This is a genomic window from Paucisalibacillus globulus DSM 18846, assembly GCF_000482485.1.
GTDB classification, from domain to species: domain Bacteria; phylum Bacillota; class Bacilli; order Bacillales; family Amphibacillaceae; genus Ornithinibacillus; species Ornithinibacillus globulus.
Genome location: NZ_KI519437.1, coordinates 27801 through 53864, shown reverse-complemented (window position 1 = coordinate 53864; position 26064 = coordinate 27801). Strand labels below are relative to the sequence as shown.

The window sequence follows — 26064 nt, the reverse complement described above, 5'->3', positions numbered from 1 at the left end:
TAAAACAATGAAAATATAGAAAGGGAGATTTTCTATGCCACCCCATGAAATTACGAAAGCAGTAAATTTAAGTCTTAGGAATGGTCGATTAAATGAAGAAAGTATTGGATGGGCTCGAATGCCAATAATAAACTGTAATGTAAAAGGGAGCTTTCTTCGGAAGAAAAAATGGAATTATTGGTGTGTCACAACAGCAGATGTTTTGTTCTCGGCGACCATCTCTCATATTGACTATGCTGCTGTTATATTCGTTTATATACTAGATTTGAAAACGCTAAAATTCTATGAAAGAACTTCAACATTATTGCTATTTGGAAAAAATGTTAAATTGCCTGACGGTGTACATGAGACTGTATCATACGAAAGTGAAGAGATGACAATCCAGTTTAATGAGTCTGGACAGGAAACTGCAATCCATGTTCTTTGTCCAAACTTTAATGGTAAAGGAAAAGTTCTCGAAGCGGATATCGTATTAACAAGACCAGATGATTATGAATCTCTAAATGTTGTTGTTCCATGGAGTAAGAGTCGTTATCAATTTACTTCTAAGCAACCTACGATACCAGCTGAAGGGAAAATTGTTTGGGAGAATAAGGAGTATCAGATAAATAAGGAAGATTCCTTTGGGTGCCTTGATTTTGGACGTGGAATTTGGAAATATCATTCTACCTGGAATTGGGCCTCCGCATCGGGTGTTGTTAATGGTAAAAGAGTTGGCCTTAATTTTGGTGGACAGTGGACGGATGGTACAGGCCAGAATGAAAATGGTCTACTTATTAATAACCGATTGCATAAAATCCACGAAGATATTGCATGGGAATACGATACAGATGATTTTATGAAACCATGGAAGCTGTCTACCGTTGGCACGAACCGAGTATCGTTAGTCTTTACACCCTTATATGAAAGAATTGCATCCACCAATGCACTCATTATTCAATCTAACGTTCATCAAATGATAGGGCACTTTGATGGTATTGTTGTAACGGAAAATGGCGAAGAGATAAAGATTAAGAATATGCTAGGTTGGGCTGAGGATCATATGGCTAAATGGTAAAGTTTTTTTATAATGTATTTCTAATTTGAAAACGGTTCTCTTTCTGACAGGATACTGGTAGAAGGGGAACCGTCTTTATATATCCTATCCCACTATATTTAGTGATTGAATATTCTAATAGTGTTAGTGGTTTTTGCGTTATAATAAAGAAAAAAGAATTGAAGTGAGAATAAAGGGGGTAATAGGGGATGAAGCAGTTTTATATTAAGCAGAAGGTATTTAGTCTAAGTGGAAAATTTACAGTTAAAGATCAACAGGAGAAGGATGTTTACTATGTAGAGGGAAGTTTTATGAAAATTCCTAAGTCCTTCTCCATTATGAACACAAAAAGAGATGAAGTGGCACTCATTACGAAAAAGATGTTCAGCTTTTTACCAAAGTTTTTTGTCGAAGTGAATGGCCAAGAGGTGTTAACAATTAAAAAAGAACTGTCCTTTTTAAAGGCACGGTATTCAATTGATGCGGCGGGAATTGAGGTAAATGGTAATTGGTGGGACATGAATTTTCAGGTGTCGAAGCATGGTGAAGTCGTCGGTAAAGTAAAAAAAGAATGGTTCACCTGGGGCGATAGCTATAAAGTGGAAGTATTAGACGAAGAGATGGAGGCAATTGTCATTGCGATTGTAGTTGCTATTGATTGCGTAAAGGCAGACCAAGCTACAGCAGCTTCAGGAGGAGCAAATTAGGGGAGCTAACCATAAAAGGGCAGTATATTGAATCAGAGAAATCGTGAGGTTTTGAGATGAAAGAGTTGTACTAACTATACTATTTCCCATTTGCTATTGTTGTTAAGATATGATATTAAGAAATTAATGGTGAACTGGGTATAAGACAAACATGAAAAAGAAATGGTGTCTTACATTTCGGTTACTGCGCGGATACTTCTTTCACCGAATATACAAAGGAGGAATTGATATGGAAGAGAAACAAGCTACAACTCAAAAGTTAATTGATCACAAAGAAAAGCAAAGTGTCATCGAGTTTGCCACAATGCTAGAGAAAATGGCAAAAAAATTAAAGGAAGATGGTAAATTCACTTTTGTGCAGGGGACGGAACGTATAGAAGTTTCGCCTACCAATCAACTAAAGATGGAGTACGAGTATGAGGTAAAAGGCGACAAACATGAGTTTGAGATGGAAATTGAGTGGAATGCAGGGGAGAATACTGTTAAGACGATGGATATTGAATAAATTTTTTAACACCTTGATTTTTCCTATATAAGTTCTATAATTAGCCTCGGAGACCAATTATTTTAATAGATTTATATATATAAATGGTATATAGAGGAGAAGGAACATGACACTCACAATAAGCAAAACACGTATCGAGAAGGACTTTTTAGGAGAAAAGGAAGTTCCAACTGATGCTTACTACGGAATCCAAACACTAAGAGCGGTGGAGAACTTTCCAATTACAGGATATCGAATTCATGAAGAATTAATCAAGGCCATGGCTATCGTGAAGAAGGCAGCGGCACTTGCTAATATGGATAGTAGACGCCTTCAACCTGAAATTGGTGAAGCAATGGTTCAAGCAGCAAATGAATTAATGGACGGAAAATGGCATGATCAAATTATTGTCGATCCAATTCAGGGTGGAGCTGGAACCTCGATTAATATGAACGTAAACGAAGTAATTGCCAATCGTGCTATTGAATTACTGGGTAAGGAAAAAGGAGACTACTCTGTTTGCAGTCCGAATACGCATGTCAATATGTCACAATCAACCAATGATGCATTTCCTACAGCTATTCATATTGCAGTTCTTAATTTTATTGAAAAATTAACGCTAACAATGGATGAAATGCAAATTGCTTTTGGGCAAAAGGCAATGGAGTTTAGTAATGTAATTAAGATGGGACGTACTCATCTTCAAGATGCTGTTCCTATTCGACTTGGACAGGAATTTGAAGCATATAGCCGTGTTATTGCACGTGATATTAAACGAATTAATCAATCGCGTCAGCATTTATATGAATTGAACATGGGGGCAACTGCAGTTGGAACTGGATTAAACGCAGACCCTAGCTATATAGAAAATGTATTAAAGCATCTTACAACTATTAGTGGCCTACCTTTAACAGGTGCAGAACATCTTGTAGACGCTACGCAAAATACGGATGCCTATACCGAAGTATCTGCTGCATTAAAAATATGTATGATGAACATGTCTAAAATCGCCAATGATTTACGCCTAATGGCTTCTGGACCTAGAGCAGGATTGGGTGAGATTTCATTACCAGCAAGACAACCTGGATCTTCCATCATGCCAGGAAAAGTAAATCCTGTTATGCCAGAACTAATAAATCAGGTAGCCTTTCAGGTTATCGGAAATGACCATACGATTGGTCTTGCATCTGAAGCGGGTCAGCTAGAATTAAATGTCATGGAGCCTGTTCTAGTATTTAATCTACTACAATCTATTAGTGTGATGAATAATGCATTCCGTACATTTACAGATCATTGTGTAAGAGGGATAACAGCAAACGAAGAAAGATTAAAAGAATATGTAGAAAAGAGCGTTGGAGTTATCACGGCGGTTAATCCACATATTGGATATGAACGAGCTGCTCAACTTGCATCAGAAGCAATTCAGACTGGCGTACCTGTTAGAGAGCTATGCTTAAAGTATGGTGTGTTGACTAAAGATGAATTAAATCTAATCTTAGACCCTTATGAAATGACACATCCAGGTATTGCTGGTCATGGGTTGCTTAAATAAAAGTAATTAAATTATTAATTAAAAATAGCAAGAAACAAGAATGACTGTCACTTATTTTGAAAAGTGGCAGTCTTTTTTAGATAGATAGCGAAGAATAGAAACTTTACCTGCCTGTATAAGAAAAACGAGCCCAGCAGGCGTTCATTGTATACAGGATTATTCAAAGGTGTCTCCCTCATAGGATTTACACGAAGTTCAAGTGAATGTTGAATGTTAGTTTTTTATAAAAACGTATTTCATAGTTCTAATAGGATAGGGGAATCGCCCTTATTATTCATGAGTTTAATTTGAGTTGGTTCAATTTGAAGGATGATTAATTTCGGGTCATCAGGACCATTAAACCAGACGGCCAAATGGTCGTTCCATAATCTCTTTTTAAGTTCTATATCTTCCTTAATAGTAACAGTGCCCGTGTAATCTACATAGGAATCTCCATAACCCTCTCCACCATATCCGATTAAGATATGTGTATTGGGGTTCTCCGCAAGCTCCTCAGCTTTATCTGTATTTTTACTAGTGGGTGTAAACAACACTAAATCTTCGTGATAGAAGGTCATATAACGTACATGTGGCTTATTTCCCTTTACAGTAGCCATCATGCCTGCGTTGTCACTTGCTAGGATTTCCTCAATAGACTTCCTTATCTCTTGTTGTTCCATTAAATACATCTCCTTCATGAATACATTGTTCTAGAAATTTTATTGAACTGATATGGCATTCCAATATTATTATGAAATATAAATAGGCAGATATACGCAATTTCTAAAAAATTACGTTCTGTATGATTTGATTCATGATAAAATTAAGTAAATAAAATATAGAAAATCGGAGTGATTGGCATGTTCGAATTCCATAACTATTCGCCTAAAATTTATACGTATGTTTCGGACATCATAATGGATTACAAGAGCCATCTCATCCATCTAAAGGGAAAAAAGATTGTTGATATTTGGATAGCTTGGGACAAGGATAATAATGAATGGTTTAATGACTGTCCTGTTCTTATAGGCTTTTATGATTGTCAACTAGAGTTATGTGCTTATAAATCCGATGAATATAAAATTTCCTTTAATCAAATCCCGGTTTCCCAATCGATTGATTGGTATGGGACTGATTTTAAATTGGAATGGGTGAAGAATAAGCTGCCTTCCCTAACTTCTTTAAATAATCAACTTGTAAAGCATATTGAGATCATTGAAGTTTATAGTGGAGGTGTAGGGACGTCTCTTTCCTTGTATGGAGTTGGCTTTCAGTTAGTCGAAGGTTACTTTGCAGTTTGCAATGGATTGGACGAGAATATAATTACTACAGAAAGGCCAGACAGCCTGAATTATAAATGCACGATAATCTAAACTTGTTGTAATTGCGAATCGAGACAGTTTGATTTAACGGTGGCGCGACACTCTTTCAGGTAGCATTCAAAGTATCTCATCCAGTAATATGTTATTTTCATTTATATTTATGAATTTTTTTGAGATTCCCCTATAGATTGTAGTATGAGATTGAAAGGGGGATATTGAAATGAGTGAGCGGATTACGAGTTTAAGAACAAAAACACCGCAAGAAGGATTTGAATTGGCTGTAAAACTGGCACAGAAGGGGGTTCTCGTAACCCAGCCTTCTGAGACTATTAGGAAAAAGTTAAGGCCGAAGTATTCAAAGGACGCGGATAGCCTGATTATGGCTTCCCAGGTAATTGCTATCCATTTTCAGACTGTTGCAGCTGCGAATAATTATTGGAAATGATAGCATTAATAAGCGAAAGGAGCCTTATGGACTTCTTTTGCTTTTTTAAGTAGGAAGTATATTAAACAATTCGCACCTCTAGAAAAATGAACACAACCATAAAAAGGTGTGCTAATGTGTTAGTTGTTCTAATAGTATCGATGTTCCTGGCCTCGCGATGGAACTTTTTGTCAATCTTTTGAAGTTCCCGAATTCCGATTAACGTTTCTTAATTATATACCCCAACCTCATTCCACATTCTTTTGTTGCTCCAATATCTTCTGATGTGACGGAAGAAAGATAGCTACAATTAATGCAATTATCGCTACTATAAAAATCATAATAAAGATTTGATGAAGTGCATGAGCAAGGGCTTCTACTTCTATGGTGGAATGATTATGTTCCCTTGCATACCGGGCGACAGAGGCGTTAAACATGCTGCCTAATACTGTTATTCCAATGGTTTGGCCAAGAGAACGTACAAAAGAATTCGAAGCAGTTGCCGCACCACGCATTTCCCAACTAACAGCAGATTGTATTAAAACAGTAGTCGGCGTTATCGCATACCCCATACCAAAGCCAAGAACAATCATCAGACCGATAAAATACCAATAAGGCGAATCAAGCTGGATAGCTAATGTCCATGTCGTAGCAAGTGAGACAAGCAGGACACCAATTAAGGTTGTTCGTTTAGATCCAATTCGGTACATATACCTGCCTGCGAATGTTGATGCTAGCGGCCAGGCGATGGACATCGGCATTAATGTAAGTCCTGAACTGGTCGCACTATGATGAAGAATAGTTTGTATCCACATTGGTAAATATACGTTAGCTCCAATCAGAACAAAGCTCAATAAAAATCCGAGGATGTTAGATATCGATATCACCCTAATTTTAAATATGGATAACGGCAACATAGGCTCCTCCACTTTTGTTTCTATCCATAGGAACAAAATAATTCCCATTAAAGAGCCTACCAACAATAGAAGGATAGTTGGACTATTCCATGCATGGGCTGTACCACCATTTAGTAAAGCATAAAGAAGTGCTGTAATTGCTGCAGTAAACACGAGCGCACCCCAGTAGTCTATTTTCTTCGATTTACGTTCTACCGTTTCATGTAAAAACTTTAGAACTAGTATCAATGAGATTGCTCCAACGGGGACATTGATATAGAAAATCCATCGCCATGAAAAGTGGTCAACAAACATGCCACCAACTAATGGACCAAGAAGTCCTGCGATTCCCCACACACCACTGAAAAGGCCTTGCATCTTTGCGCGCTGTTCCCCTGGATAAATATCACCAATAATTGTAAAAGTAACTGGCATGACTGCTCCGGCACCAATTCCTTGAAAGGCTCGGAACCAAATTAATTGCTCCATCGACTGGGCCATCCCAGATAAAACGGACCCAAGAACAAAGAGGATTACACCAACGATAAAGATAATTTTCCTACCAAAAAGATCAGCTAATTTTCCATAAATAGGTGTTGTTACACATGTTGTTAATGTATAAATTGCAAAAACCCAGCTATATAAACTAAGACCCTGTAATTCTCCTACAATATGTGGCATAGCAGTACTAACGACGGTTACATCGATGGCGGTTAGGAAGACAGCGACCATCATGGCGATAGTAACCATACGACGATTAGTTTGATTGATCAAGATTTACACCTCTATTATAAAAAACTTAGAAATTTAGATTGTTATGAAATAGATAAATAAATCATACAGGAATGGAGGAAGGATTTCTATAACTATTGGATAAGACAAAATTAAGCAATTGATTTTTCACAGACTTTCTAGTAGTTTTACTTGAAACAATTATCCAGTATATTAGAAAACTAAAAATAATTCTGCTAAACTATTAATATGATATAATAGACACAGAAAAGATGTATTTCTAGGTTGCATCCTAAACTTTTATTGGAAGCGCCCGCATCGTTTTCTGCACTTCTAGAAGATAGGGATGGGGAAAATGGGCAACAAGGAAAATAAGACAGATGTTATTTTAATTGGCGCCGGTATTATGAGTGCAACATTAGGAGCGCTACTAAAAGAATTGATACCGGAATGGAATATTACTGTATTTGAGCAACTTGACAAGCCTGGTGAAGAGAGCTCTAATGAATGGAATAACGCAGGGACGGGGCATGCTGCGTTATGTGAGCTTAATTACACACCGGAAAAAGCTGATGGATCAATCGATATTACGAAAGCTATTAACGTTAATGAACAGTTCCAGCTTTCTAGACAATTTTGGTCTTATCTTGTGAATAAAGATTTAATTCATAATCCACAAGACTTTATCATGCCGCTACCTCACATGAGTTTAGTTCATGGAGAAAAGGATGTAGAATTTTTAAGAAAAAGATTTAAAGCGCTATCAAATAATCCGCTGTTTGAGGGTATGGAATTTTCTGATGAACCAGAAGAACTGAAAAAGTGGATTCCGATTATCATGGATGGTCGTACAACGGATGAACCTATTGCTGCAACAAAGATTGAGTCAGGAACGGATGTTAACTTTGGTGCGTTAACACGTACATTAATTACTCATTTAGAAAAACAAAACGTTAAAATTAACTATAAGCATAGTGTGAAAAATATGAAACGTACGAGTGACGGTTCGTGGCAATTAAAAGTGAAAAATATTGAAAGCGGAACCGTAGAGCGTCATACAGCTAAATTTGTATTCCTTGGTGCTGGTGGTGGAAGCTTACACCTCTTACAGAAGTCCGGAATTCCTGAAGGTAAAGGGATCGGTGGTTTTCCTGTAAGTGGGTTATTTATGGTATGTAATAATCCAGAAGTGGTTGAGCAACATCAAGCAAAGGTCTATGGTAAGGCAAAGGTCGGTGCTCCACCAATGTCTGTACCACATCTGGATACAAGATATATCGATAATAAAAAGTCATTGCTATTTGGACCTTATGCGGGTTTTTCACCTAAGTTTTTGAAAACGGGTTCATATCTTGATTTATTGCTTTCTGTAAAATTGCATAATGTTGTAAATATGATTGGTGCAGGTTTAAAGAATCTTGGGCTTACTAAATATTTAATTCAACAAGTTCTTTTATCCAAGGAAAAACGTATGGAGGAGCTACGCGAATTTATCCCAAATGCTAAGAGTGAAGATTGGGATATGGTTGTTGCGGGGCAACGAGTACAAGTAATTAAAGAATCCGAAGCTGGTGTTAAAGGTACACTTCAGTTTGGTACAGAGGTTGTAAATGCCGCTGACGGATCCGTTGCAGCATTACTTGGTGCTTCTCCAGGTGCCTCAACTGCTGTTCACGTTATGCTTGATGTGTTATCCCGGTGCTTCCCAGAGCGTATGGACGAATGGGAACCAAAAATAAAAGAAATGGTCCCTTCTTATGGTGTATCACTAACGGAGAAACCAGAATTTGCAAGAGAAGTTCATGTGGCAACCGCACAGGCTCTTGAATTAACAAATATTTATCAAGAAGCTTAATAATAAGAATAAGTGGCAACTCTACTATAAGAGTTGCTATTTTTTTTAATAGGCTAAAGTTCACTAGCTATAATACCACTAAAACAACATAGATTTTGCTTAACGTTTTACTTTTAATCTTTCTATAATAATTATCTATTGATATGATACATGATAAAGTAATATTGTTGAAAGGTAAAATGACTAACCATAAGGGGAAATGAAAATGGGTAAAGCTAAATGCTAGGGACTGTTCGGATTAAGGGGATGAATCTTTTTAATAAAATTTCTTGTTAACTTTAGAATGGAATTAACTGGTATTTGAATATTAAGTATTTTGTATCCCGAAATAATTGAAGGGCGCAAAAGGGAAATTGGAGGCTAAGACAATGATTGTTGGTCTAATCATCATTTTATTACTAGTACTTCTTTTACCTTTCTTTGTAAAAGTTGTAGAAAAAAACTTAGAACCATTTTTATTTTTAATGGGATTATTGGCGGCAATTGTCAGTGGTGTATGGAACTGGGAATTATTTATCCATGCATTAGAAGATCCGATCTTTATCACATTAGCTGTACTTATTGCTGGATTACTATTTAAGTGGTTGAAGACACCGATTGAAAGTGGAATTCTAAAAGTAAGTCGAAAAATGAGTGTTCGCTTGTTTCTAGCAATAATAATTGTAGTACTAGGTCTTGTGTCTAGTTTAATAACTGCGATTATCGCTGCTATCGTGCTTGTTTCTATTGTGAGTATATTGAAGCTAGATAGGAAAACAGAAATTTATACGGTAATCTTAGCTTGTTACTCTATCGGATTAGGTGCGGTGTTGACGCCGGTTGGTGAGCCTCTATCTACTATTACAACGAGTAAATTACAAGAGGACTTTTTCTATTTATTTAATTTAATTGGGATAGAAGTTGTCATATCAGTAGTAGTGATTGGAATAATAGGATACATAATCTTAAAACCACGAGGAAGTGGGAATAGTCTAATAGGAGCTAATGAAGCGGAGAGCTATGCAGAAATAATTGTTCGTTCCTTAAAGATCTATTTATTTGTTATGGGCTTAACATTACTAGGCGCTGGTTTTGAACCACTAGTAAATAGATTTTTACTTGATTTACAGCCAGGTATACTATACTGGATTAATATGATATCGGCTATATTAGATAATGCAACACTTGCTGCAGCGGAGATAAGCCCAGCTATGAGTGATGAAACGATTCGATTTTTACTATTTGGATTAATCATTAGTGGAGGAATGCTTATTCCTGGAAATATTCCAAATATCATCTCTGCTAATAAGCTTGGCATTACAAGTAAAGAATGGGCAAAATTCGGTGCCCCATTCGGATTTATCTTAATGGTTGTATTCTTTGGTTATTTATTGATTGCTGGTTAAAAAAGTTGGTCTCTTGGTTCTCTTGATGAGAATGGAGGGTTTTTTCGTTTGAAAAGCTCTTAGATGGAAAGGTAATGATTAAGAAGGCCCCTGGTAAATATACGAGGTATTTACCAGGGGATTCTATTATTTAACAACTAAAACTGGACAGTCAGCCTCATCTAATACTTTTTTACTCACACTACCAGTAACTAGCTTTTTAATTCCACTAATACCACGGTTACCCATGACAATTAAATCAATACCCTTTTCTGTTGCATATCCTGTAAGTTCGTCTGCTGGTTTCCCTGCGAGTATTTCATAATCTGCGGATACTATGTTAGAAAGTCGTAATTTTGCATCGGAAATTACTTGATCAGGTGTATTATCTTGTAAATGTGTATCTTCCGTTTCACTATAGATTCCTTCGCCAGTGGTTGGCATGGTCCCAACATATGTGCTTGAATAATATAATCTGGGATTATCCTTTGGTGTAACTCCCGGTTTAATATGTGTTTCCGTAGATGGGTCATGTACAAAAGCTACTGTTAAATGGGCTCCACTTAATTTTGTAAGTTGCTCCGCTGTTTTTAGTGCGGTAACACTTGTTGCAGACCCATCAAATGCTAGTAAGATATGATTAAATCCTTCCACGTTTCTACACTCCTTCCTGAGTTTCCTGTATTAAAGGATATACCTTTCTATTCACTCTTTTAGGAAATGACAAACATGAATGAGGATTAAAATTGCGTGACATGAATATTACAGTTCGTCCAGAGGAAAAAGTAAAAAGCATTGGAACACTCCAATGCTCTAAAGCTGCTAGTTCTTCATTTTCCACCATTCGTCATAAATAGAAACGGCTGCATGACGTTTGTGTTTGGAATTAGTAAATAACGATTCAATTCGTTCTTTACTAGTTTGTGGAACTTCTTGTCCTTCTAAGTATTTATCGATATCTTCATAGGTAACACCTAATGCCACTTCATCTGGCTGTGCAGGTTTGTTTTCTTCTAAGTCAGCAGTAGGGGTTTTTTTGTATAGATGTTCTGGACAACCAAGCTCTTTTAGTAATAGTTTTCCTTGGCTTTTATTTAATCCAAATAATGGCACTACATCGCATGCCCCATCTCCATGTTTCGTGAAAAATCCTGTAATAGCTTCACTCGCATGATCAGTCCCAATAACAAAACAATTATGAGCACCACCAATGCTATATTGCACCTTCATTCTTTCTCGTGCTTTTTCGTTGCCTTTCAAAAAGTCACTGATGGTTACACCGGCATTAAGAAGGGAAGCCACACTGGCATCTACTGCATTCTTTATATTTACCGTAAAGACCTTAGTTGGATTGATAAAATTAATTGCATCCTGACAATCATCTTCATCAAATTGTTCTCCATAAGGAAGGCGTACAGCTAGGAAGTGATAGCCACCTGAAGTGGATTCATTTAATTCATCTACGGCTAATTGGGCAAGTTTTCCGGCCAATGTGGAATCCTGACCACCAGAAATTCCTAAAATATATCCCTTTGAAAAACTGTGTTTGAGTAGATACTGTTTTAAAAAGTCAATTCGGTTTCTGATTTCTTCTTTTGGGTCTATAACGGCTTTTGTTTTCAATTCTTCAATGACCATTTTTTGTAGCTTATTCAATTTGGTTCCTCCTCATCCAGCCCAGCCGTGGGGACAGGTTCCTTGGCAGTTGCCAAGGAACCTGTCCCCACGGCTCTTTTGGCCACTTTTTATTTGCTTATTTTATTCCGGACACTTTCGATTTTTTTCATTTTGTTTTCCCATGTTTTTGTACTTAGGTCAACGGGGTATTCCTCGGGATTGATGGTGCGTTTATATTCATCCCATAGTAGTTCTAATTGCTTTTCTACATAGTCTTGTATAACCGTTAAACTTGGTGTGGTATAAACTAATTGCCCATTCTTGAATATTTCATGGTGCAATTCAACTGCTTTAAAAGAGGTAACAAATTTACTAATATAGGTGTGGACTGGATGAAACATTTTTAGTCGCTCTTCTTGATTTGGATTTTCCTCCTCGAGGGTGATGTAATCCCCTTCTGAGCGATGGTTGGTCATGTTTATGATACGATACACTTTCTTTTTTCCTGGTGTGGTCAATTTTTCTGGATTTCCAGATATTTTTATCGTATCTTCCAATTCACCTTTATCATTTTCAATGGCAACTAATTTATAGACTGCACCTAAAGCGGGTTGGTCGAAGGCAGTAATAAGTTTAGTTCCTACTCCATACACATCAATCTTAGCTCCTTGAGTGTGAAGGCTTGAGATAGTGGATTCGTCTAAATCGTTAGAAGCATAAATTTTTGCTTCCTTAAAACCAGCTTGATCTAACATTTTCCTAGTTTCTTTAGATAGGTATGCTAGATCACCACTATCAAGACGAACACCTAGAAAATTTATAGTATCCCCTAATTCCTTAGCTACACGAATGGCATTTGGTACGCCAGACTTTAAAGTATCATACGTATCGACTAGAAAGACACAGTTTTTATGACGTTCTGCATATTTTTTAAATGCAACATATTCATCTTGATATGCTTGAACCATTGCGTGTGAATGAGTACCCGCAACTGGTATTCCAAATAACTTTCCAGCTCTAACATTACTTGTTGCGTGGAATCCACCAATGAATGCTGCACGAGTTCCCCAGATTGCTGCATCCATTTCCTGTGCTCTTCTTGAGCCGAACTCCATTAACGTTTTATCCATGGCAAGGTGCTTAATACGAGAGGCTTTTGTTGCAATTAATGTTTGGTAATTAATAATATTTAAAAGGGCAGTCTCAAGTAATTGAGCTTCTACCAGTGTTGCTTCTACACGTAAAAGTGGTTCATTACCAAATACAACTTCACCTTCTTGCATGGACTTGATGGAGCCCGTAAAATGAATGGATTTTAAATAATCTAGAAAATCTTCTTTATATCCTAATTCAGTTAAATACTGAATATCACTTTCACTAAACTTGAATTTTTTAAGATAGTCGATAACTTTTTCTAGACCCGCAAAAACGGCATAACCATTGCCAAAGGGTAATTTACGAAAATATAAATCAAAAATTGCACGTCGTTCGTGGATACCGTCCGCCCAGTAGGTTTCTGCCATATTAATTTGATATAAGTCGGTATGGAGTGCTAGGCTATCATCCGTCAATTCCATGACTTAAAACCTCCCAATCGTGGATGTTTTATTATTCTTTCCCAAATACTTTGTACCATTAATTTTTTACAACTTTAGCATTTAGGCAGTTAACAAAATGGTCTAAAGCCCATTCATGTCCTTTTTGATTAAAGCTCGCTACTCCTTTTTCATGAATTACAATTTCAAAGCCTTTTCCATATGCATCAACAGCAGTGTGTAATACACATATATCTGTGCAACAGCCAACAATATGGATTTCCCTAATATCCCGTTCCCTGAGCATCAGTTCTAAATTGGTTCCAACAAATGCAGAATATCTTGTTTTATCCATCCAATGCACATTTGGCTTTTCTTTATTTTCCTCCCAAACATGACGTAGTTCTCCGTAAAGTTCTCTTCCAGCAGTGCCAACAATGTTATGAGGAGGGTATAACTTAGTTTCCGGATGATATGTGTCATTTTCCAAATGTCCGTCAATTGCAAAAATAACTTCATCTTTGTTATCAATAAATTGTTTGGTGATACTAACGATATACTCCTCTATTTCTTGACCAGGCTTTCCGCAAGTTAATGCACCATCTTCTGCAATAAAATCATTGGTGTAATCTACATTTAATAGTACTTTCTTTGTCATGATAGACACCTCATTAATTTATTTTTTTGTAAATCATAAAATGGATTATTAAAACGTTTGAGAACTCTTTCTTTTAATCATATAGCATCTGTGGTAATTTTTCGATTGTAAAGGACTCTTGCTCACATAATATTCTTCAAGGAATATACCAGTAACTAATAGAGATGGTAGCGTTTGCGGATATATTGCAATTAAAAAAGGTTAATGGTACTATAAGTTCATAAAAGTATATGGATCACATGTTACTGATACGATCAGGCATGGTGGTAAACTCGGGGGAAAGACTATTTCCCTTTAGTACCACTATGTCTTTTTTTGTTTTGCGGATATCCATTAAAAGTGGGTAAAGCTAAACAAAATACGAATACTAATAATTACTTCTTAGATAAAAGAGGATGTGAAGAGTATGTTTAAAAAACTTTTTAACAAATCAAAGGAGACTCACTTTTATGCTCCGGTAAATGGGAAAATTGTCTCCCTTGAAGATGTACCAGATCCAGTATTTAGCCAAAAAATGATGGGGGAAGGTATAGCTATTATTCCTTCAGAAGGTAAGGTGGTAGCACCTGTCAATGGTGAAATTATTCAAGTTGCACCTACAAAACATGCTATAGGTATTTTAGCAGAGGATGGTTCAGAAATATTAATTCACTTTGGATTAGAAACGGTCGCATTAAATGGAGAAGGATTTGACGTACATGTTAATCCAGGTGATCAGGTGAAAGTTGGCCAGCCGCTTATGGATGTTCGTTTAAATGTAATCCAAGAAAAGGCTAAAGATACGATTACACCAATTGTTATAACTAATGGGAACCAAATAAATAAACAATATGACTTTACAGAACCTAAAGAGGGTAAAGCAGGGGAAACTCTTATTTTTTCAAGTAGAGATTGATAAACGGTAGGTTGTGGCGGGTAAGGATGTGTCATAGGTGAAGATTAAGAAAATCTTAAATAATAATGCAGTGGTTGTATTAGACGAAGGGCAAGAGAAAATTGCAATCGGTGCAGGAGTTGCTTTTAACAAGAGTAAAAACGATATTGTAAACCAACATCATATTGAAAAGCTTTTTGTACTTAAGGAAAATCAAAAGCTTGAGCAGCTTCTACATCGGATTCCAGAAGAACATTTTATCTTAGCAGAAGAAATTATTTCCTATGCAGAAAAGCAACTTTCTACTGAACTGAATGACCATGTCTATATCGCACTTAGTGACCACCTTTCATTTGCTATCGATCGACATAAACAAGGGATGGAATTAAAAAATAAGCTGCTGGATGAGATTAAGGTGCTTTACCCTCGTGAATTTTCTATTGGACTGTGGGCAATTGATTATGTGCATGAGAAAACAAATAGTAAACTCCCAATCGATGAAGCAGCTTTTATTGCCCTGCATATACACACAATGAAACTTCAGGGAGGTGATTTACGCAATACAATACGGCAAACTTCCATCGTAAAGGATATGGTTGATACGATTGAGGAATTTCTAGGTGTTGAAATTCACGGGGATCCATTATCTTATGAACGCCTTATCACTCATTTGCGTTTTGCTCTTATCCGAACGGAAGAGAAACGTGCCAGTACAATGGATGAGGAAATGCTTATTATGATTAAAAAGAAGTTTGAGCAATCCTTTCTGTGTGCTAGTAGAGTTAGTGAGGATCTTTCTGCGACCCACGGTATTGTATTGCCGGAAGAAGAGCTAGGATATATCACCCTTCATATCGAGAGGATTAAAAAGTATCACTTATAATGTATAGGAGGAAAAAACAATGATGAAATTTCTACAACGTTTAGGTCGCTCATTAATGTTACCGGTTGCAGTATTGCCTGCAGCAGCCATCTTAATGGGTATTGGGTACTGGATTGACCCAGATGGCTGGGGTTCAGGTAATGCGATTGCAGCATTTTTGATTAAAGCAGGTAGCTCTATTATTGATAATATTCCAATTCTTTTTGCTGTAGGTGTCGCACTAGGCATGTCTAAGGTAAAGGACGGATCTGCTGCTTTAAGTGGGTTAGTGGGTTATTTGGTTGTAATTACGTTACTTGGAACTGATTCTGTTGCTATGCTTCAAGGAATTGAGATTAATGCAGTTGACGCAGCATTTGCAAATATTGAGAACGCATTTATCGGTATTATTTCTGGACTTGTTGCTGCTAGCATGTTCAATCGCTTTAGTGAAGTTCAATTACCAAGTGCACTTGCATTCTTTAGTGGAAAACGTCTTGTACCAATCATGACGTCAGCAGCAATGATTGTTGTTTCTGCGATACTATTCTTTGTATGGCCAGTGGTTTATGGTTGGTTAGTTTCTTTTGCCGAAGCAATTGTTGGCTTAGGTGCAAGCGGCGCAGGTTTATATGGATTCTTCAACCGTCTGTTAATTCCTACAGGATTACACCACGCACTGAACTCAGTATTCTGGTTTGATGTTGCAGGGATTAATGATATCGGTAACTTCTGGTCGGGTAATGGGGAGAAAGGTGTAACGGGTATGTATCAAGCTGGTTTCTTCCCAATCATGATGTTTGGTTTACCAGCCGCAGCTCTTGCCATGTATCATACGGCTAAAACAAAGCGTAAGAAGCAAGCTGCTTCATTACTATTGGCTGCAGGATTTGCAGCATTCTTTACAGGGGTTACAGAACCACTTGAATTCTCATTCATGTTCTTAGCTCCTGCATTATATGTGGTTCATGCACTATTAACAGGTATTTCATTATTTATAGCAGCAACATTCCAGTGGACAGCTGGTTTTGGCTTTAGTGCAGGGCTAGTTGACTTTTCTTTAAGCTCGGCCTTACCACTAGCAAATAAACCATATATGTTATTACTACAAGGTTTAGTATTTGCTGTAATTTACTATGTGTTATTCCGTTTCTTAATTACAAAGTTCAACCTTAAGACTCCTGGCCGTGAAGATGATGATCTTGTTGCGGAAACTGAGGGTGGACAAGTAGCATCTGCAGGAGATAAGAAGAGTAAATTTGCTGTCATGGCAGCACAAATCTATGAAGGCCTGGGTGGAGATGAAAACGTTACTTCCGTGGACAACTGTACAACACGTTTACGCTTAGAAGTAAAAGATACTGCTAAAGTTGATCAAGCAAAAATAAAAGCTACTGGTGTACCAGGAATTAATGTAATTGATAAAAACAATATTCAGGTAGTTGTTGGAACAAATGTACAGTTTGTTGCAGATGAAGTAGCTAAATTAAGAAAAAATTAATTTATTAAATAGAAAATCTCCTAGGTAAGTAATCCCTAGGAGATTTTTTTGTAGTAGGGAGATATAAAATCTTTCCGTACGTATAGAAAGAACTAGTACTTTGCTAAGAAAGAGCAAAGTACTAGTTCTACTAAATTATGCCTTTTTAAATAAAGCTTTCTTAACCATATCGACCTTTACAGGATCAAGTGCTTTAGAAAAATCACTATCCATTCTTACGCCAGAACCAATATGATATTCACTGGCACCAACCTCATTATGGATTATCCCGATGTTTTCTGGTGTAATCCCGCTACCAGGTAAAATAATCGGACCACCTAATTCTTGTGATAATTCGATTAGGTTTCGTAGTTCAATTGTTGCTTGAGTAGCTTTTGGTTTGCCCCCAGATGTAAGTATTCTTTTAACGTGCTTGTTGTATTTGGCAAGTGTTTTATAGGATTCAATTTGAGACTGCACTTCGTCAAATGCACGGTGAAAGGTAATATCTAATTCTGGACCATGTTCAATTACTTTGGATAATAATGCTTCATCTATTTCGCCATCTTCCGTAATACAGCCAAACACAATTCGATTACCCCCGAGCTCTTGAATGATTGAAATATCTTCTTTAATGATTTTCCAGTCATCCTCACTATATACAAAGCCATAACTATGTGGTCGAATCATTATTTGGACAGGAATGGATACACTGGAGAGAACATGTTTCAATACTCCATAACTAGGAGTTAATCCGCCCTCTTGCATAGCACTTACTAATTCTAGACGATCTACACCTAATTGCTCAGCTTGTAAGGAATCCGTTACATTTTGGGTAATTACTTCTATCATCATTCTATACACCTCAATTTTTTTACTATGTTACTTATCCATTATTACATGAATAAAAAGGAAAATAAGGATTCATTATTCGGCAATGATAACAATACTATTCAATGACTCATTTCGTTCACGTGGTTGATTCATTAATTCATAATAGCTATTTATAAGCGTTTGTATTTTTACAGGTGATTGATTAAAATCAGATCGTATACTGTTAGCATAGTCTCTTTCCCAATTCCCATCCTGTAGATAGGAAGCATCTACTAAACATTTCTTGGAAATGGTAAATCCTGCATCAACAAGAAGTTCTTGAATTTGTGTCTTATGGAATAGGTTTTGGATATTCCCATCATTAGTTACGAAAGAGGAATATAATGCCAAAATAGTTGCTGCGTAGAAATGGCCTCGCTGCGAATCGTTATTATAATCAAGATCCCATTCGGCAAAACAAACACGTTTTGCTACTTGTTTTATTTTTTGGAAGTATGTTAAAAGGTGTTCTGGTTGCTGAAAGTACCATGACGAGTGGGATAATACAACAACGTCAAATGTTTCTTTAACCTCGAATTCAGCAAAGTTCATTTCGAAATGAAATGTAATCTGGTTGCCTAGTCCGGAGCGTTTAATAATATTTGTAGCTTGTCCTAAGGTTAAAGGTGCTCCATAATCTGGGTCGGCAATATCGATGGCCACCACATGTCCGGTACTCCCAACGGCATCTGCCAAAGCAACCGTGGTGTCACCTTGACCACAACCAATTTCTAATACACGCATTCCTTCTTTTATCTCAAAAGCACTCACTAAATCCAAACGGTGTTGTAATTGAATTTGTTGTATTTGGTCATTATTAAATAAGTTATATTTTTTAATAAGATCAGTTGTTTTTTCTTTTGTATTAAATTGCTTCAATGTCAGTTCCCTCCCATAAGTTAATGGAATACTGTATACATGAGGAGTTTTAAATGGCTCTCCTACTAAAAGATTTTTCGTTTAAAACTAACATCAATTCATCGACTCCTTAGTTAGATAATTTTAGTCTATCATTTGCACAGTGGTATGTATATTGTTCGAATTAACAAAGGACTAGTTTAAAGGTGAATCATATATTTTCTATAGACTGTGCGGTAACTAAAGAAATTACCGAGCTATCCATCACTTGAAGCAGATACTTAAGTGAAATGACGAATAGAACCCCGCTATCCATCATTTTGAAGTAGATACTTGGGTGAAATGATGAATAGAACCCCGCTATCCATCATTTTGAAGCAGATACTTGGGTGAAATGATGAATAGAACCCTGCTATCCATCATTTTGATGTAGATACTTGGGTGAAATGATGAATAGAACCCCGCTATCCATCATTTTGATGCAGATACTGGAGTGAAATGACGAATAGAAACCCGCTATCCATCATTTTGATGCAGATTACTGGTGCAAAATGACGAATAGAACCCTGCCATACAACATTTTAATGCACAATCAAACACTATTAGTTACCGCACAATTCCCATCTATAGTGCAATTAATAAGAATAATAATCAAATAGTTTTAAGAAGTGATTAGGAAGCATAACGACGTAAGTTCCTCGAATTTCCAATTGAATTTTGACTTTAAAGATGATAATATAGCGATAATTTAACCGTAGGAGGTATGAAGAATGCGAACTGTAACATTAACAGATATTTATAACCATCCAATTACACAGAAATATGTTAGACGTTCTGGAATGGCCCATGCTATTGCTGTAGCCCACCATGCCTTTGAATTAGCCTTAACGTTCGGTGTTAATCCTGATTTAGCAGCAAAGGCTGGCTTTTTACATGATATTGGTCATTACGAATGGTATACAGGTGGAGAGTGGGATTACGGGCTTTATCGTGATTATGATATTCATCCGATTAAAGGAGCAGAGCGTGCTCATAAATTATTAGTGCGTTTGGGTGAAGATAAATTTGCGGCAAAAGAGATAGCCCATGCAATATTATTTCATACGGACTCTGCACTTCCAGAGGGGAACTTTCAATTATCTCCATTACAAAAGGTAGTCCATTTAGCAGATGAATCAGACAAACAACCTGGAGATTTTCATCATTATCGAAACAGTGATAAAGAAAAAGAACGTAACCTTATTCAGGAACTTGATCGAAAAATTGATTACTATTTTTCCCTTCCTAATAGAATGGAAGGATAATTACCTTTCCTTCTATTCCTTTCATGTTAGGCTGTAGAAACAGCCTCCATCATACATACACTTCGGAAAAGATTCAACTAAACGCATTAAAGACAACCTTCCTATTGGATGAAACAATATCACTTTTATGAAACTTTCATACGATGTAATTGGGCTTAAACATTATTTTTACATCTAGGAGGTAGCATAAGTGGATAAGGATAGAGACAATAATCCGATGAATAAGAAGGACGAACAGTTAGAACAGTATCGTCATAAAAATACCGGTCCTGGAAAAGAAATGACCGATGATACTGGTGCAAAAGTTTCAAATGACCAGACTTCACTCAGGGCGGGAAAACGTAGTACATGCCAGAGGTTTCACAGTTTATGGTGATTTTGAAACATATAAATCCTTAAAGCATCTTACAACAGCTCACTTTTTGCAGGAGGTAGGAAGAAAAACTCCTGTAATTACACGTTTCTCTACTTTCCAAGGAAGCAGAGGCTCGAAGGACACTGCGGTGGATATTCGTGGTTTTGCAGTAAAGTTTTATAAGTAGAAGGGGAAATTACAAGGGAAGAGCCTAGTGAATCATTCAATGATTTCTTTACACAACCAAGAATCCTTTGGAACAGTTTATCACCTGTTGAGAGACAGGACCTTGCACAATGTTTACTATACCACCTTCAGTATGTTGGTAGTAAATCGGTTAGACAGCAAAATGTCGACTTGTGGGCAAATGTAGATACAGGTTTGGCAAATACATTAGCTGAAGGATTAGGTGTGAATCCAGCAAAGGGGTCTCATGTATCTGTTGATATAAGCTACCCTTCCTTGAGTCAGTTCAATACACCATATTTAGCTGCTACACAAAGGGTAGGTGTTTTAATTGGCAATGGATTTAATGGTCAAGAAGTGAAAAATGTATTAAGATTTTTAGAGGAAAATGGCGTATTTGTTCAGTTAATTAGTGAAAATCTTGGGGCAGTCACGCCAGCAGATGGAACGAAGGTTAAGGTAGATGAAACATTTTTAACAAAGTACCCTGTTTTATATGATGCGCTTTATGTTGTTGGGGGAAGTGCCGAAAATCAAGCAAAGTTAAACCAAGACATCGCAGGTTTTATCCAAGAAGCATACAAACACTATAAGCCAATAGGTGTAGCAACTACCGGGAATGGTTTTATTAATAGGTCAAAAAATAATAACTTAGCTGGTGTTGTATTTGCCACCGATAACCCTGATTTCAGAAAAGATTTTGTTGCCGCTATTGCTAAACAGCGCTTTTGGGATCGAACATGACTTGTATGTAGGGAACCCACAGTGGGGTTCCTTTTTTACTTTTTTTATAATACTTCTATCCATTTAGGTATTTTCAATGAACAGAGTATTTCGAGCTCGCGCTTTCGCTTATCAGTGTAAGTGCTAATTGAACGTAAATCATCATCTATAATTGCAGGATGAGTCATTACTTCTATGGATTGCTTTTTAAGATTGTGTAACTGTTCAAAAATATTGTTTTCGATACCATTACCATAGAAATCAAGATAAAGTGATTCTGTTAAAAGTACGTCAGGATAATCGCTTAATGATTCTACATAACGTACAGGTACATCATATTCTTTTGCAAGTTTCAAAACAATTTCTTTTAACGGCTCCCAACCATGTACATGGTGATGACTATCAATGTGATTAAGCTTCAAGCCAGTTTCTAAAAATCTCTCAATTTGTGATCGCCATTCTTTTTCTACTTCCTCCATGTTTGGGGCACCCATATCCAGGTAATTACTTTTATATTTAAAATATCCATTTCTATCTAGTAAGTTCGGGACTTGATTTGAAATAGGCTTTCCCCAGGTTAGAACAAGGTGAATTCCAATTTTAAAATTTGGATATTTCTTTGCTTCATCGACTGCATAATTAAATGCTTTTCCGTTCACCATTAATGTTGTTGAACCAACAACACCATTCACATGTGCTTGGATAATTCCATCTGTTACACCCTTTGTTAAACCAAAATCGTCTGCATTGAATAGTACCTTCATCTACATTCCCCCCAGTTCAAAATTAGTTTATGATGTTATTCCTAAATCCTGGTTAATCAAGAGGATAATGTCTTTCAATCATAAAGTTTGTTTTATCGCCGCGAAAATAGGACCTAGAGAATTCTATTTTTTTTCCACTGTGATCTTCGGCAATTGTTTCAATGTAGAAGCATGGAAGACCTTCCTGACAATCTAGTCGATTACCGACGTTTTCATCCGCTAGAGTAATTTCAATATGCTCGGTTGTTTTTCCAATATATACATTAAATGTATCTTTTAATGCAGCATATAAAGAGGTTTCCGCATGGTCTTTCGTAATACCGGGAGCGACATCCCAAGGAATATAAGCAATTTCATATTGTGTTGGTTCCCCACTTGCTTTCCGGATTCTCTCTATCTTTTGTATTGGAGAATTAAGTGTCACTTCTAAGGTACTAACAAGTTTTTCGTTTGCTGGGATAACATTTAAGGCAATTAAGGCTATTTCCGCTTTCTTTCCTTGTACCGCTACCTGGTCACTGTACCTCTTCACTGTGTTGGAAAGGGTTTGCTTCAGCTTTTGATCAGCGACGTATGTTCCCTTACCTTGTTTTCTTACTAGATAACCTTCCATGGTTAACTGATTTAGAGCAGCTCGTACCGTCGTTCTACTAACATTAAAATCTTTGCAAAGTTCAAGTTCAGGAGGAATTTGCTCTCCAATTTTATATTGATTTGATTTTATCCTATCGAGAAGTTCTTCTTTAATAAAGACATGTAAAGATTGATTTTTTTCCATCGTTTGTCACCTCGGTTATTCATACATAAAGTGTACAATACAGTACAAATAATGACAATATAAAACAAATGTTATAACAATATAAAAAATAATATTTAAATGTATAGACAATTAAATATTTGTATGATACATTTTGATTATTGAAAAGTAAAACGTTTACATTTTGTGGGGATACTTCGTGGTATAGAAACCGCAACACAACCTAAATTAAATCATCTAAGGAGAGGCCCATTATGTCATTAAAAGTAGTAGTAATAGGTGGAGGTTCTAGTTATACACCAGAAATCATTGAAGGAATGATACGTCGCCATGATAGTTTCCCGGTAACTGATATCGTGTTAGTGGATATTGAGACTGGAAAAGAAAAGTTAGAAATCATTGGTGAACTAGCAAAAAGAATGATTAAAAAGTCAGGAAAGTCTATTAATCTATCGTGGACTTTGGATCGAAGAGTAGCACTACAAAATGCTAATTTTGTGTCTACGCAAATTCGTGTTGGAGGTTTAAAGGCAAGGGCAATGGATGAACGAATACCACTAAGCCACGGATTTATTGGCCAAGAAACAAATGGGGCAGGGGGTGTTTTTAAAGCATTTCGAACAATACCGGTATTAATGGATATTGCAGAGGACATTCACACGATTTGTCCAGATGCTTGGATGATTAACTTTACGAACCCAGCAGGAATGGTAACAGAGGCTCTTTTAAAATACGGCAAACATAAAAAAGTTATAGGTGTATGTAATATTCCTTTTAATATGCGCCATTCTGTAGCAGAGATATTAAATGTTTCACCTCAAGAAGTGAAAATAGAATTTGTTGGTATGAATCATTTTGTATTTGGCAGAAAGGTATTTGTTGGAGGGGTTAATCGAACAGAAGAGGTTCTGGAAAAACTAATAAATGAAAACGTTGATTATTCACCCGCAAATATTGTAAACCTTGGCTGGTCGAAGACATTTATTGAATCAACAAGGCTATTGCCAAATCCATACCATCAGTATTATTTCCAAACAAAAGATGTATTGGAAAAAGATTTAAAAGCTTATGGAGAGCATGGGATAAGAGCAGAGATTGTGCAAGAACTTGAGGAGTCATTATTTGAAATATATAAAAACCCTGGTCTCTATGACAAGCCAAAAGAGCTCGAGCAACGTGGGGGGGCTTTTTATAGTGATGTTGCATGTAGCTTAATGGACTCTTTATACAACAATAAAGAGGATATTCAAACGGTAAATACGTTTAATAATGGCACAATCTCAGACTTGCCAGATGATTCTGTAATTGAGGTTAATTGTGTCATCACTAACGATGGGCCAAAGCCAATGGCTATAGGTTCTTTACCACTTGCAATCAAAGGAATTGTGCAACAAATGAAAGCGTTTGAAGAACTAGTGATTCGTGCAGCGGTAACTGGTAATTATAATGATGCGTATTTAGCTTTTGTAATGAATCCACTAATTTCCGATGAGAAACTTAGTAAAGTAGTATTGGATGAGCTATTAGAAGCACATAAGGAGTATTTACCACAATTTAAATTCTAGGGGGAGAATATTGTGAATAATAAATTCATGCAAAAGTTTATTGAAATTGCTGGTCGTATTGGAGCGCAACGACATCTAGTCGCGATAAGAGATGGATTTGTAGCTATTATGCCACTGATTATAGTTGGGTCTTTAGCTGTATTAATTAATAACTTTCCGCCATTTGGTAGCTTTAATCTCGTTTCGATATTGAATGGTATCTTTGGAGAAGGTAATTGGCAAGAAGTTGGAGGGTCTATTTGGAATGGTACATTTGCTGTTCTGGGGTTACTCATTGCTTTTTCTATCGCTTATAACCTTGCTAAATCTTATGATGTTGATGGACTAGCAGCAGGTTTACTTTCTGCAGCGGCCTATATTATGCTTGTGCCTGTTACAGAGGATTGGGGATTAAACTTTGCTTGGTTAGGGGCACAAGGATTATTCGTAGCAATTATTTTATCACTTATTATAACTGAATTGTTCCGAGTGTTAGTTCGATCTAAATTTACAATTAAAATGCCTGAAGGGGTTCCAGAAGGTGTTGCAAAGTCATTCAAAGCATTAATTCCATCAATTTTAATTTTGATTTTAGTTGGATTATTCCAAGCGCTAATGAATGTATTTGCTGAAATGAGTATTTTCGAAGTTATTTTTAATGCGATACAAAAGCCATTACAAGGATTAAGTAACACATTACCAGCTGCAATTATTATTGCATTCCTTAACCACTTATTATGGTTCTTTGGATTGCACGGAACAAATATTTTGGGATCTGTCATTGAACCCATTTACTTACCGTTAATTGAGAAAAATGCAGACCTTTTTGCTAGTGGTGTGTCTGCATTTGATGTGCCTTATATTGTAACAAAACCATTTCTTGATTCTTATGTATACATGGGAGGGTCCGGTACTACGATAGCACTAATCATAGCGATATTTATTGTTGTGCGAAATGAACAGAAACATCCTTATCGAGAAGTAGCTAAACTATCGGCACCTGCAGGATTATTCAACATAAATGAACCTGTAATATTCGGTTTACCAATTGTTTTAAACCCAGTAATGCTTATCCCATTTATTTTAATACCAGTCACATTAACAATCATTTCCTATTTTGCAATATCAACCGGACTGGTACCGAAGACAGTTGCAATTTTACCATGGACAACACCACCAATTTTAAGTGGTTACCTTGTTACAGGTGGTAGCTGGCGTGGTATTGCTTTACAAATATTTAATATTGCACTTGCTGTAATCATGTATATCCCTTTTGTTATGGCTGGAGTAAGAACACTAAAACAGAAAATGGGAGGTTTGTAA

The 26064-nt window shown here is 36.6% G+C and carries 27 protein-coding genes; 17 read left to right on the top strand and 10 right to left on the bottom strand.

What is annotated here, in order from left to right; all coding sequences use genetic code 11:
- Positions 1-34 precede the first annotated feature (34 nt).
- The 4 genes from K332_RS0115680 to aspA all read left to right on the top strand — a co-directional run bounded on the left by K332_RS0115680 (position 35) and on the right by aspA (position 3779).
- A complete protein-coding gene (locus K332_RS0115680; protein ID WP_026908323.1) occupies positions 35-1057 on the top strand; it encodes a DUF2804 domain-containing protein in 1023 nt (340 codons plus the stop codon).
- Positions 1058-1245: 188 nt separating this feature from the next.
- Positions 1246-1743 (top strand): LURP-one-related/scramblase family protein, encoded by a 498-nt coding sequence (locus K332_RS0115675; protein WP_026908322.1) that lies wholly within the window; start codon positions 1246-1248, stop codon positions 1741-1743.
- Positions 1744-1972: 229 nt separating this feature from the next.
- On the top strand, positions 1973-2248 hold the full coding sequence (locus K332_RS0115670) for an amphi-Trp domain-containing protein (protein ID WP_026908321.1): 276 nt from the start codon (positions 1973-1975) through the stop codon (positions 2246-2248).
- Between the two features lie 106 nt (positions 2249-2354).
- Positions 2355-3779, top strand: a complete 1425-nt coding sequence (aspA, locus tag K332_RS0115665; RefSeq protein ID WP_026908320.1) for an aspartate ammonia-lyase — start codon at positions 2355-2357, stop codon at positions 3777-3779.
- A 236-nt stretch (positions 3780-4015) separates the two neighbouring features.
- Here the strand turns inward: aspA and K332_RS0115660 are convergent, their stop codons facing one another.
- On the bottom strand, positions 4016-4438 hold the full coding sequence (locus K332_RS0115660; RefSeq protein WP_026908319.1) for a pyridoxamine 5'-phosphate oxidase family protein: 423 nt from the start codon (positions 4436-4438) through the stop codon (positions 4016-4018).
- Positions 4439-4618: 180 nt separating this feature from the next.
- Between K332_RS0115660 and K332_RS0115655 the strand changes: the two genes are divergently transcribed.
- Together K332_RS0115655 and K332_RS0115650 are read left to right on the top strand one after the other, a co-directional pair.
- Positions 4619-5131, top strand: a complete 513-nt coding sequence (locus K332_RS0115655) for a hypothetical protein (protein ID WP_026908318.1) — start codon at positions 4619-4621, stop codon at positions 5129-5131.
- Between the two features lie 169 nt (positions 5132-5300).
- Complete coding sequence (locus K332_RS0115650) at positions 5301-5525, top strand: hexameric tyrosine-coordinated heme protein (RefSeq protein ID WP_026908317.1); 225 nt, start codon at positions 5301-5303, stop codon at positions 5523-5525.
- A gap of 227 nt (positions 5526-5752) precedes the next feature.
- Here the strand turns inward: K332_RS0115650 and K332_RS0115645 are convergent, their stop codons facing one another.
- Positions 5753-7171: an MDR family MFS transporter gene (locus tag K332_RS0115645; protein WP_026908316.1), complete on the bottom strand. Its 1419-nt coding sequence runs from the start codon at positions 7169-7171 to the stop codon at positions 5753-5755.
- A gap of 307 nt (positions 7172-7478) precedes the next feature.
- Here K332_RS0115645 and K332_RS0115640 point away from each other — a divergent pair, with 307 nt between their 5' ends.
- Positions 7479-8987, top strand: coding sequence for a malate:quinone oxidoreductase (locus tag K332_RS0115640; RefSeq protein WP_026908315.1), 1509 nt, complete (start codon positions 7479-7481; stop codon positions 8985-8987).
- Positions 8988-9355: 368 nt separating this feature from the next.
- Positions 9356-10372, top strand: a complete 1017-nt coding sequence (locus K332_RS0115635; RefSeq protein WP_026908314.1) for a DUF1646 family protein — start codon at positions 9356-9358, stop codon at positions 10370-10372.
- A 126-nt stretch (positions 10373-10498) separates the two neighbouring features.
- Here K332_RS0115635 and K332_RS0115630 read toward each other — a convergent pair whose 3' ends face one another.
- From K332_RS0115630 to K332_RS0115615, 4 genes are all read right to left on the bottom strand, one after another.
- Positions 10499-11005, bottom strand: coding sequence for a universal stress protein (locus K332_RS0115630; RefSeq protein WP_026908313.1), 507 nt, complete (start codon positions 11003-11005; stop codon positions 10499-10501).
- A 168-nt stretch (positions 11006-11173) separates the two neighbouring features.
- On the bottom strand, positions 11174-12007 hold the full coding sequence (gene nadE, locus K332_RS0115625; protein ID WP_026908312.1) for an ammonia-dependent NAD(+) synthetase: 834 nt from the start codon (positions 12005-12007) through the stop codon (positions 11174-11176).
- Positions 12008-12096: 89 nt separating this feature from the next.
- On the bottom strand, positions 12097-13545 hold the full coding sequence (locus K332_RS0115620) for a nicotinate phosphoribosyltransferase (RefSeq protein WP_026908311.1): 1449 nt from the start codon (positions 13543-13545) through the stop codon (positions 12097-12099).
- A 58-nt stretch (positions 13546-13603) separates the two neighbouring features.
- Positions 13604-14161: a cysteine hydrolase family protein gene (locus K332_RS0115615; protein ID WP_036689136.1), complete on the bottom strand. Its 558-nt coding sequence runs from the start codon at positions 14159-14161 to the stop codon at positions 13604-13606.
- 406 nt (positions 14162-14567) lie between these two features.
- Here K332_RS0115615 and K332_RS0115610 point away from each other — a divergent pair, with 406 nt between their 5' ends.
- Genes K332_RS0115610 through nagE form a run of 3 tightly spaced genes read left to right on the top strand, consistent with a single transcriptional unit; the run spans position 14568 to position 17398 of the window.
- The gene (locus K332_RS0115610) at positions 14568-15056 is read left to right on the top strand and encodes a PTS sugar transporter subunit IIA (protein WP_026908309.1); all 489 of its coding nucleotides are present in this window, start codon (positions 14568-14570) and stop codon (positions 15054-15056) included.
- Positions 15057-15093: 37 nt separating this feature from the next.
- Positions 15094-15918 carry a PRD domain-containing protein gene (locus K332_RS0115605; RefSeq protein ID WP_026908308.1) on the top strand — a complete coding sequence of 275 codons (825 nt, stop codon included), beginning with the start codon at positions 15094-15096 and terminating at the stop codon, positions 15916-15918.
- Positions 15919-15937: 19 nt separating this feature from the next.
- Complete coding sequence (gene nagE, locus K332_RS0115600; RefSeq protein WP_026908307.1) at positions 15938-17398, top strand: N-acetylglucosamine-specific PTS transporter subunit IIBC; 1461 nt, start codon at positions 15938-15940, stop codon at positions 17396-17398.
- Positions 17399-17533: 135 nt separating this feature from the next.
- On the opposite strand, the gene K332_RS0115595 is transcribed toward nagE, so the two are convergent.
- Positions 17534-18232: a copper homeostasis protein CutC gene (locus tag K332_RS0115595; protein ID WP_051359497.1), complete on the bottom strand. Its 699-nt coding sequence runs from the start codon at positions 18230-18232 to the stop codon at positions 17534-17536.
- A 72-nt stretch (positions 18233-18304) separates the two neighbouring features.
- Positions 18305-19129 carry an SAM-dependent methyltransferase gene (locus tag K332_RS0115590; RefSeq protein WP_051359496.1) on the bottom strand — a complete coding sequence of 275 codons (825 nt, stop codon included), beginning with the start codon at positions 19127-19129 and terminating at the stop codon, positions 18305-18307.
- A gap of 749 nt (positions 19130-19878) precedes the next feature.
- Between K332_RS0115590 and K332_RS0115585 the strand changes: the two genes are divergently transcribed.
- The 4 genes from K332_RS0115585 to K332_RS24535 all read left to right on the top strand — a co-directional run bounded on the left by K332_RS0115585 (position 19879) and on the right by K332_RS24535 (position 21697).
- The gene (locus K332_RS0115585) at positions 19879-20412 is read left to right on the top strand and encodes an HD domain-containing protein (RefSeq protein ID WP_026908304.1); all 534 of its coding nucleotides are present in this window, start codon (positions 19879-19881) and stop codon (positions 20410-20412) included.
- A gap of 190 nt (positions 20413-20602) precedes the next feature.
- Positions 20603-20788 (top strand): hypothetical protein, encoded by a 186-nt coding sequence (locus K332_RS24550; protein WP_026908303.1) that lies wholly within the window; start codon positions 20603-20605, stop codon positions 20786-20788.
- Positions 20700-20954, top strand: coding sequence for a catalase (locus tag K332_RS24545; protein WP_342665467.1), 255 nt, complete (start codon positions 20700-20702; stop codon positions 20952-20954). Before K332_RS24550 ends, K332_RS24545 begins: the two co-directional genes overlap by 89 nt.
- Positions 20955-20962: 8 nt before the next feature.
- On the top strand, positions 20963-21697 hold the full coding sequence (locus K332_RS24535) for a catalase-related domain-containing protein (RefSeq protein WP_281170931.1): 735 nt from the start codon (positions 20963-20965) through the stop codon (positions 21695-21697).
- 44 nt (positions 21698-21741) lie between these two features.
- Here K332_RS24535 and chbG read toward each other — a convergent pair whose 3' ends face one another.
- Together chbG and K332_RS0115565 are read right to left on the bottom strand one after the other, a co-directional pair.
- A complete protein-coding gene (chbG, locus tag K332_RS0115570; RefSeq protein WP_026908301.1) occupies positions 21742-22440 on the bottom strand; it encodes a chitin disaccharide deacetylase in 699 nt (232 codons plus the stop codon).
- 52 nt (positions 22441-22492) lie between these two features.
- Positions 22493-23218 (bottom strand): GntR family transcriptional regulator, encoded by a 726-nt coding sequence (locus tag K332_RS0115565; RefSeq protein ID WP_026908300.1) that lies wholly within the window; start codon positions 23216-23218, stop codon positions 22493-22495.
- Between the two features lie 233 nt (positions 23219-23451).
- Here K332_RS0115565 and K332_RS0115560 point away from each other — a divergent pair, with 233 nt between their 5' ends.
- The gene (locus K332_RS0115560; RefSeq protein ID WP_026908299.1) at positions 23452-24762 is read left to right on the top strand and encodes a 6-phospho-beta-glucosidase; all 1311 of its coding nucleotides are present in this window, start codon (positions 23452-23454) and stop codon (positions 24760-24762) included.
- Positions 24763-24774: 12 nt separating this feature from the next.
- Positions 24775-26064 carry a PTS sugar transporter subunit IIC gene (locus K332_RS0115555; protein WP_026908298.1) on the top strand — a complete coding sequence of 430 codons (1290 nt, stop codon included), beginning with the start codon at positions 24775-24777 and terminating at the stop codon, positions 26062-26064.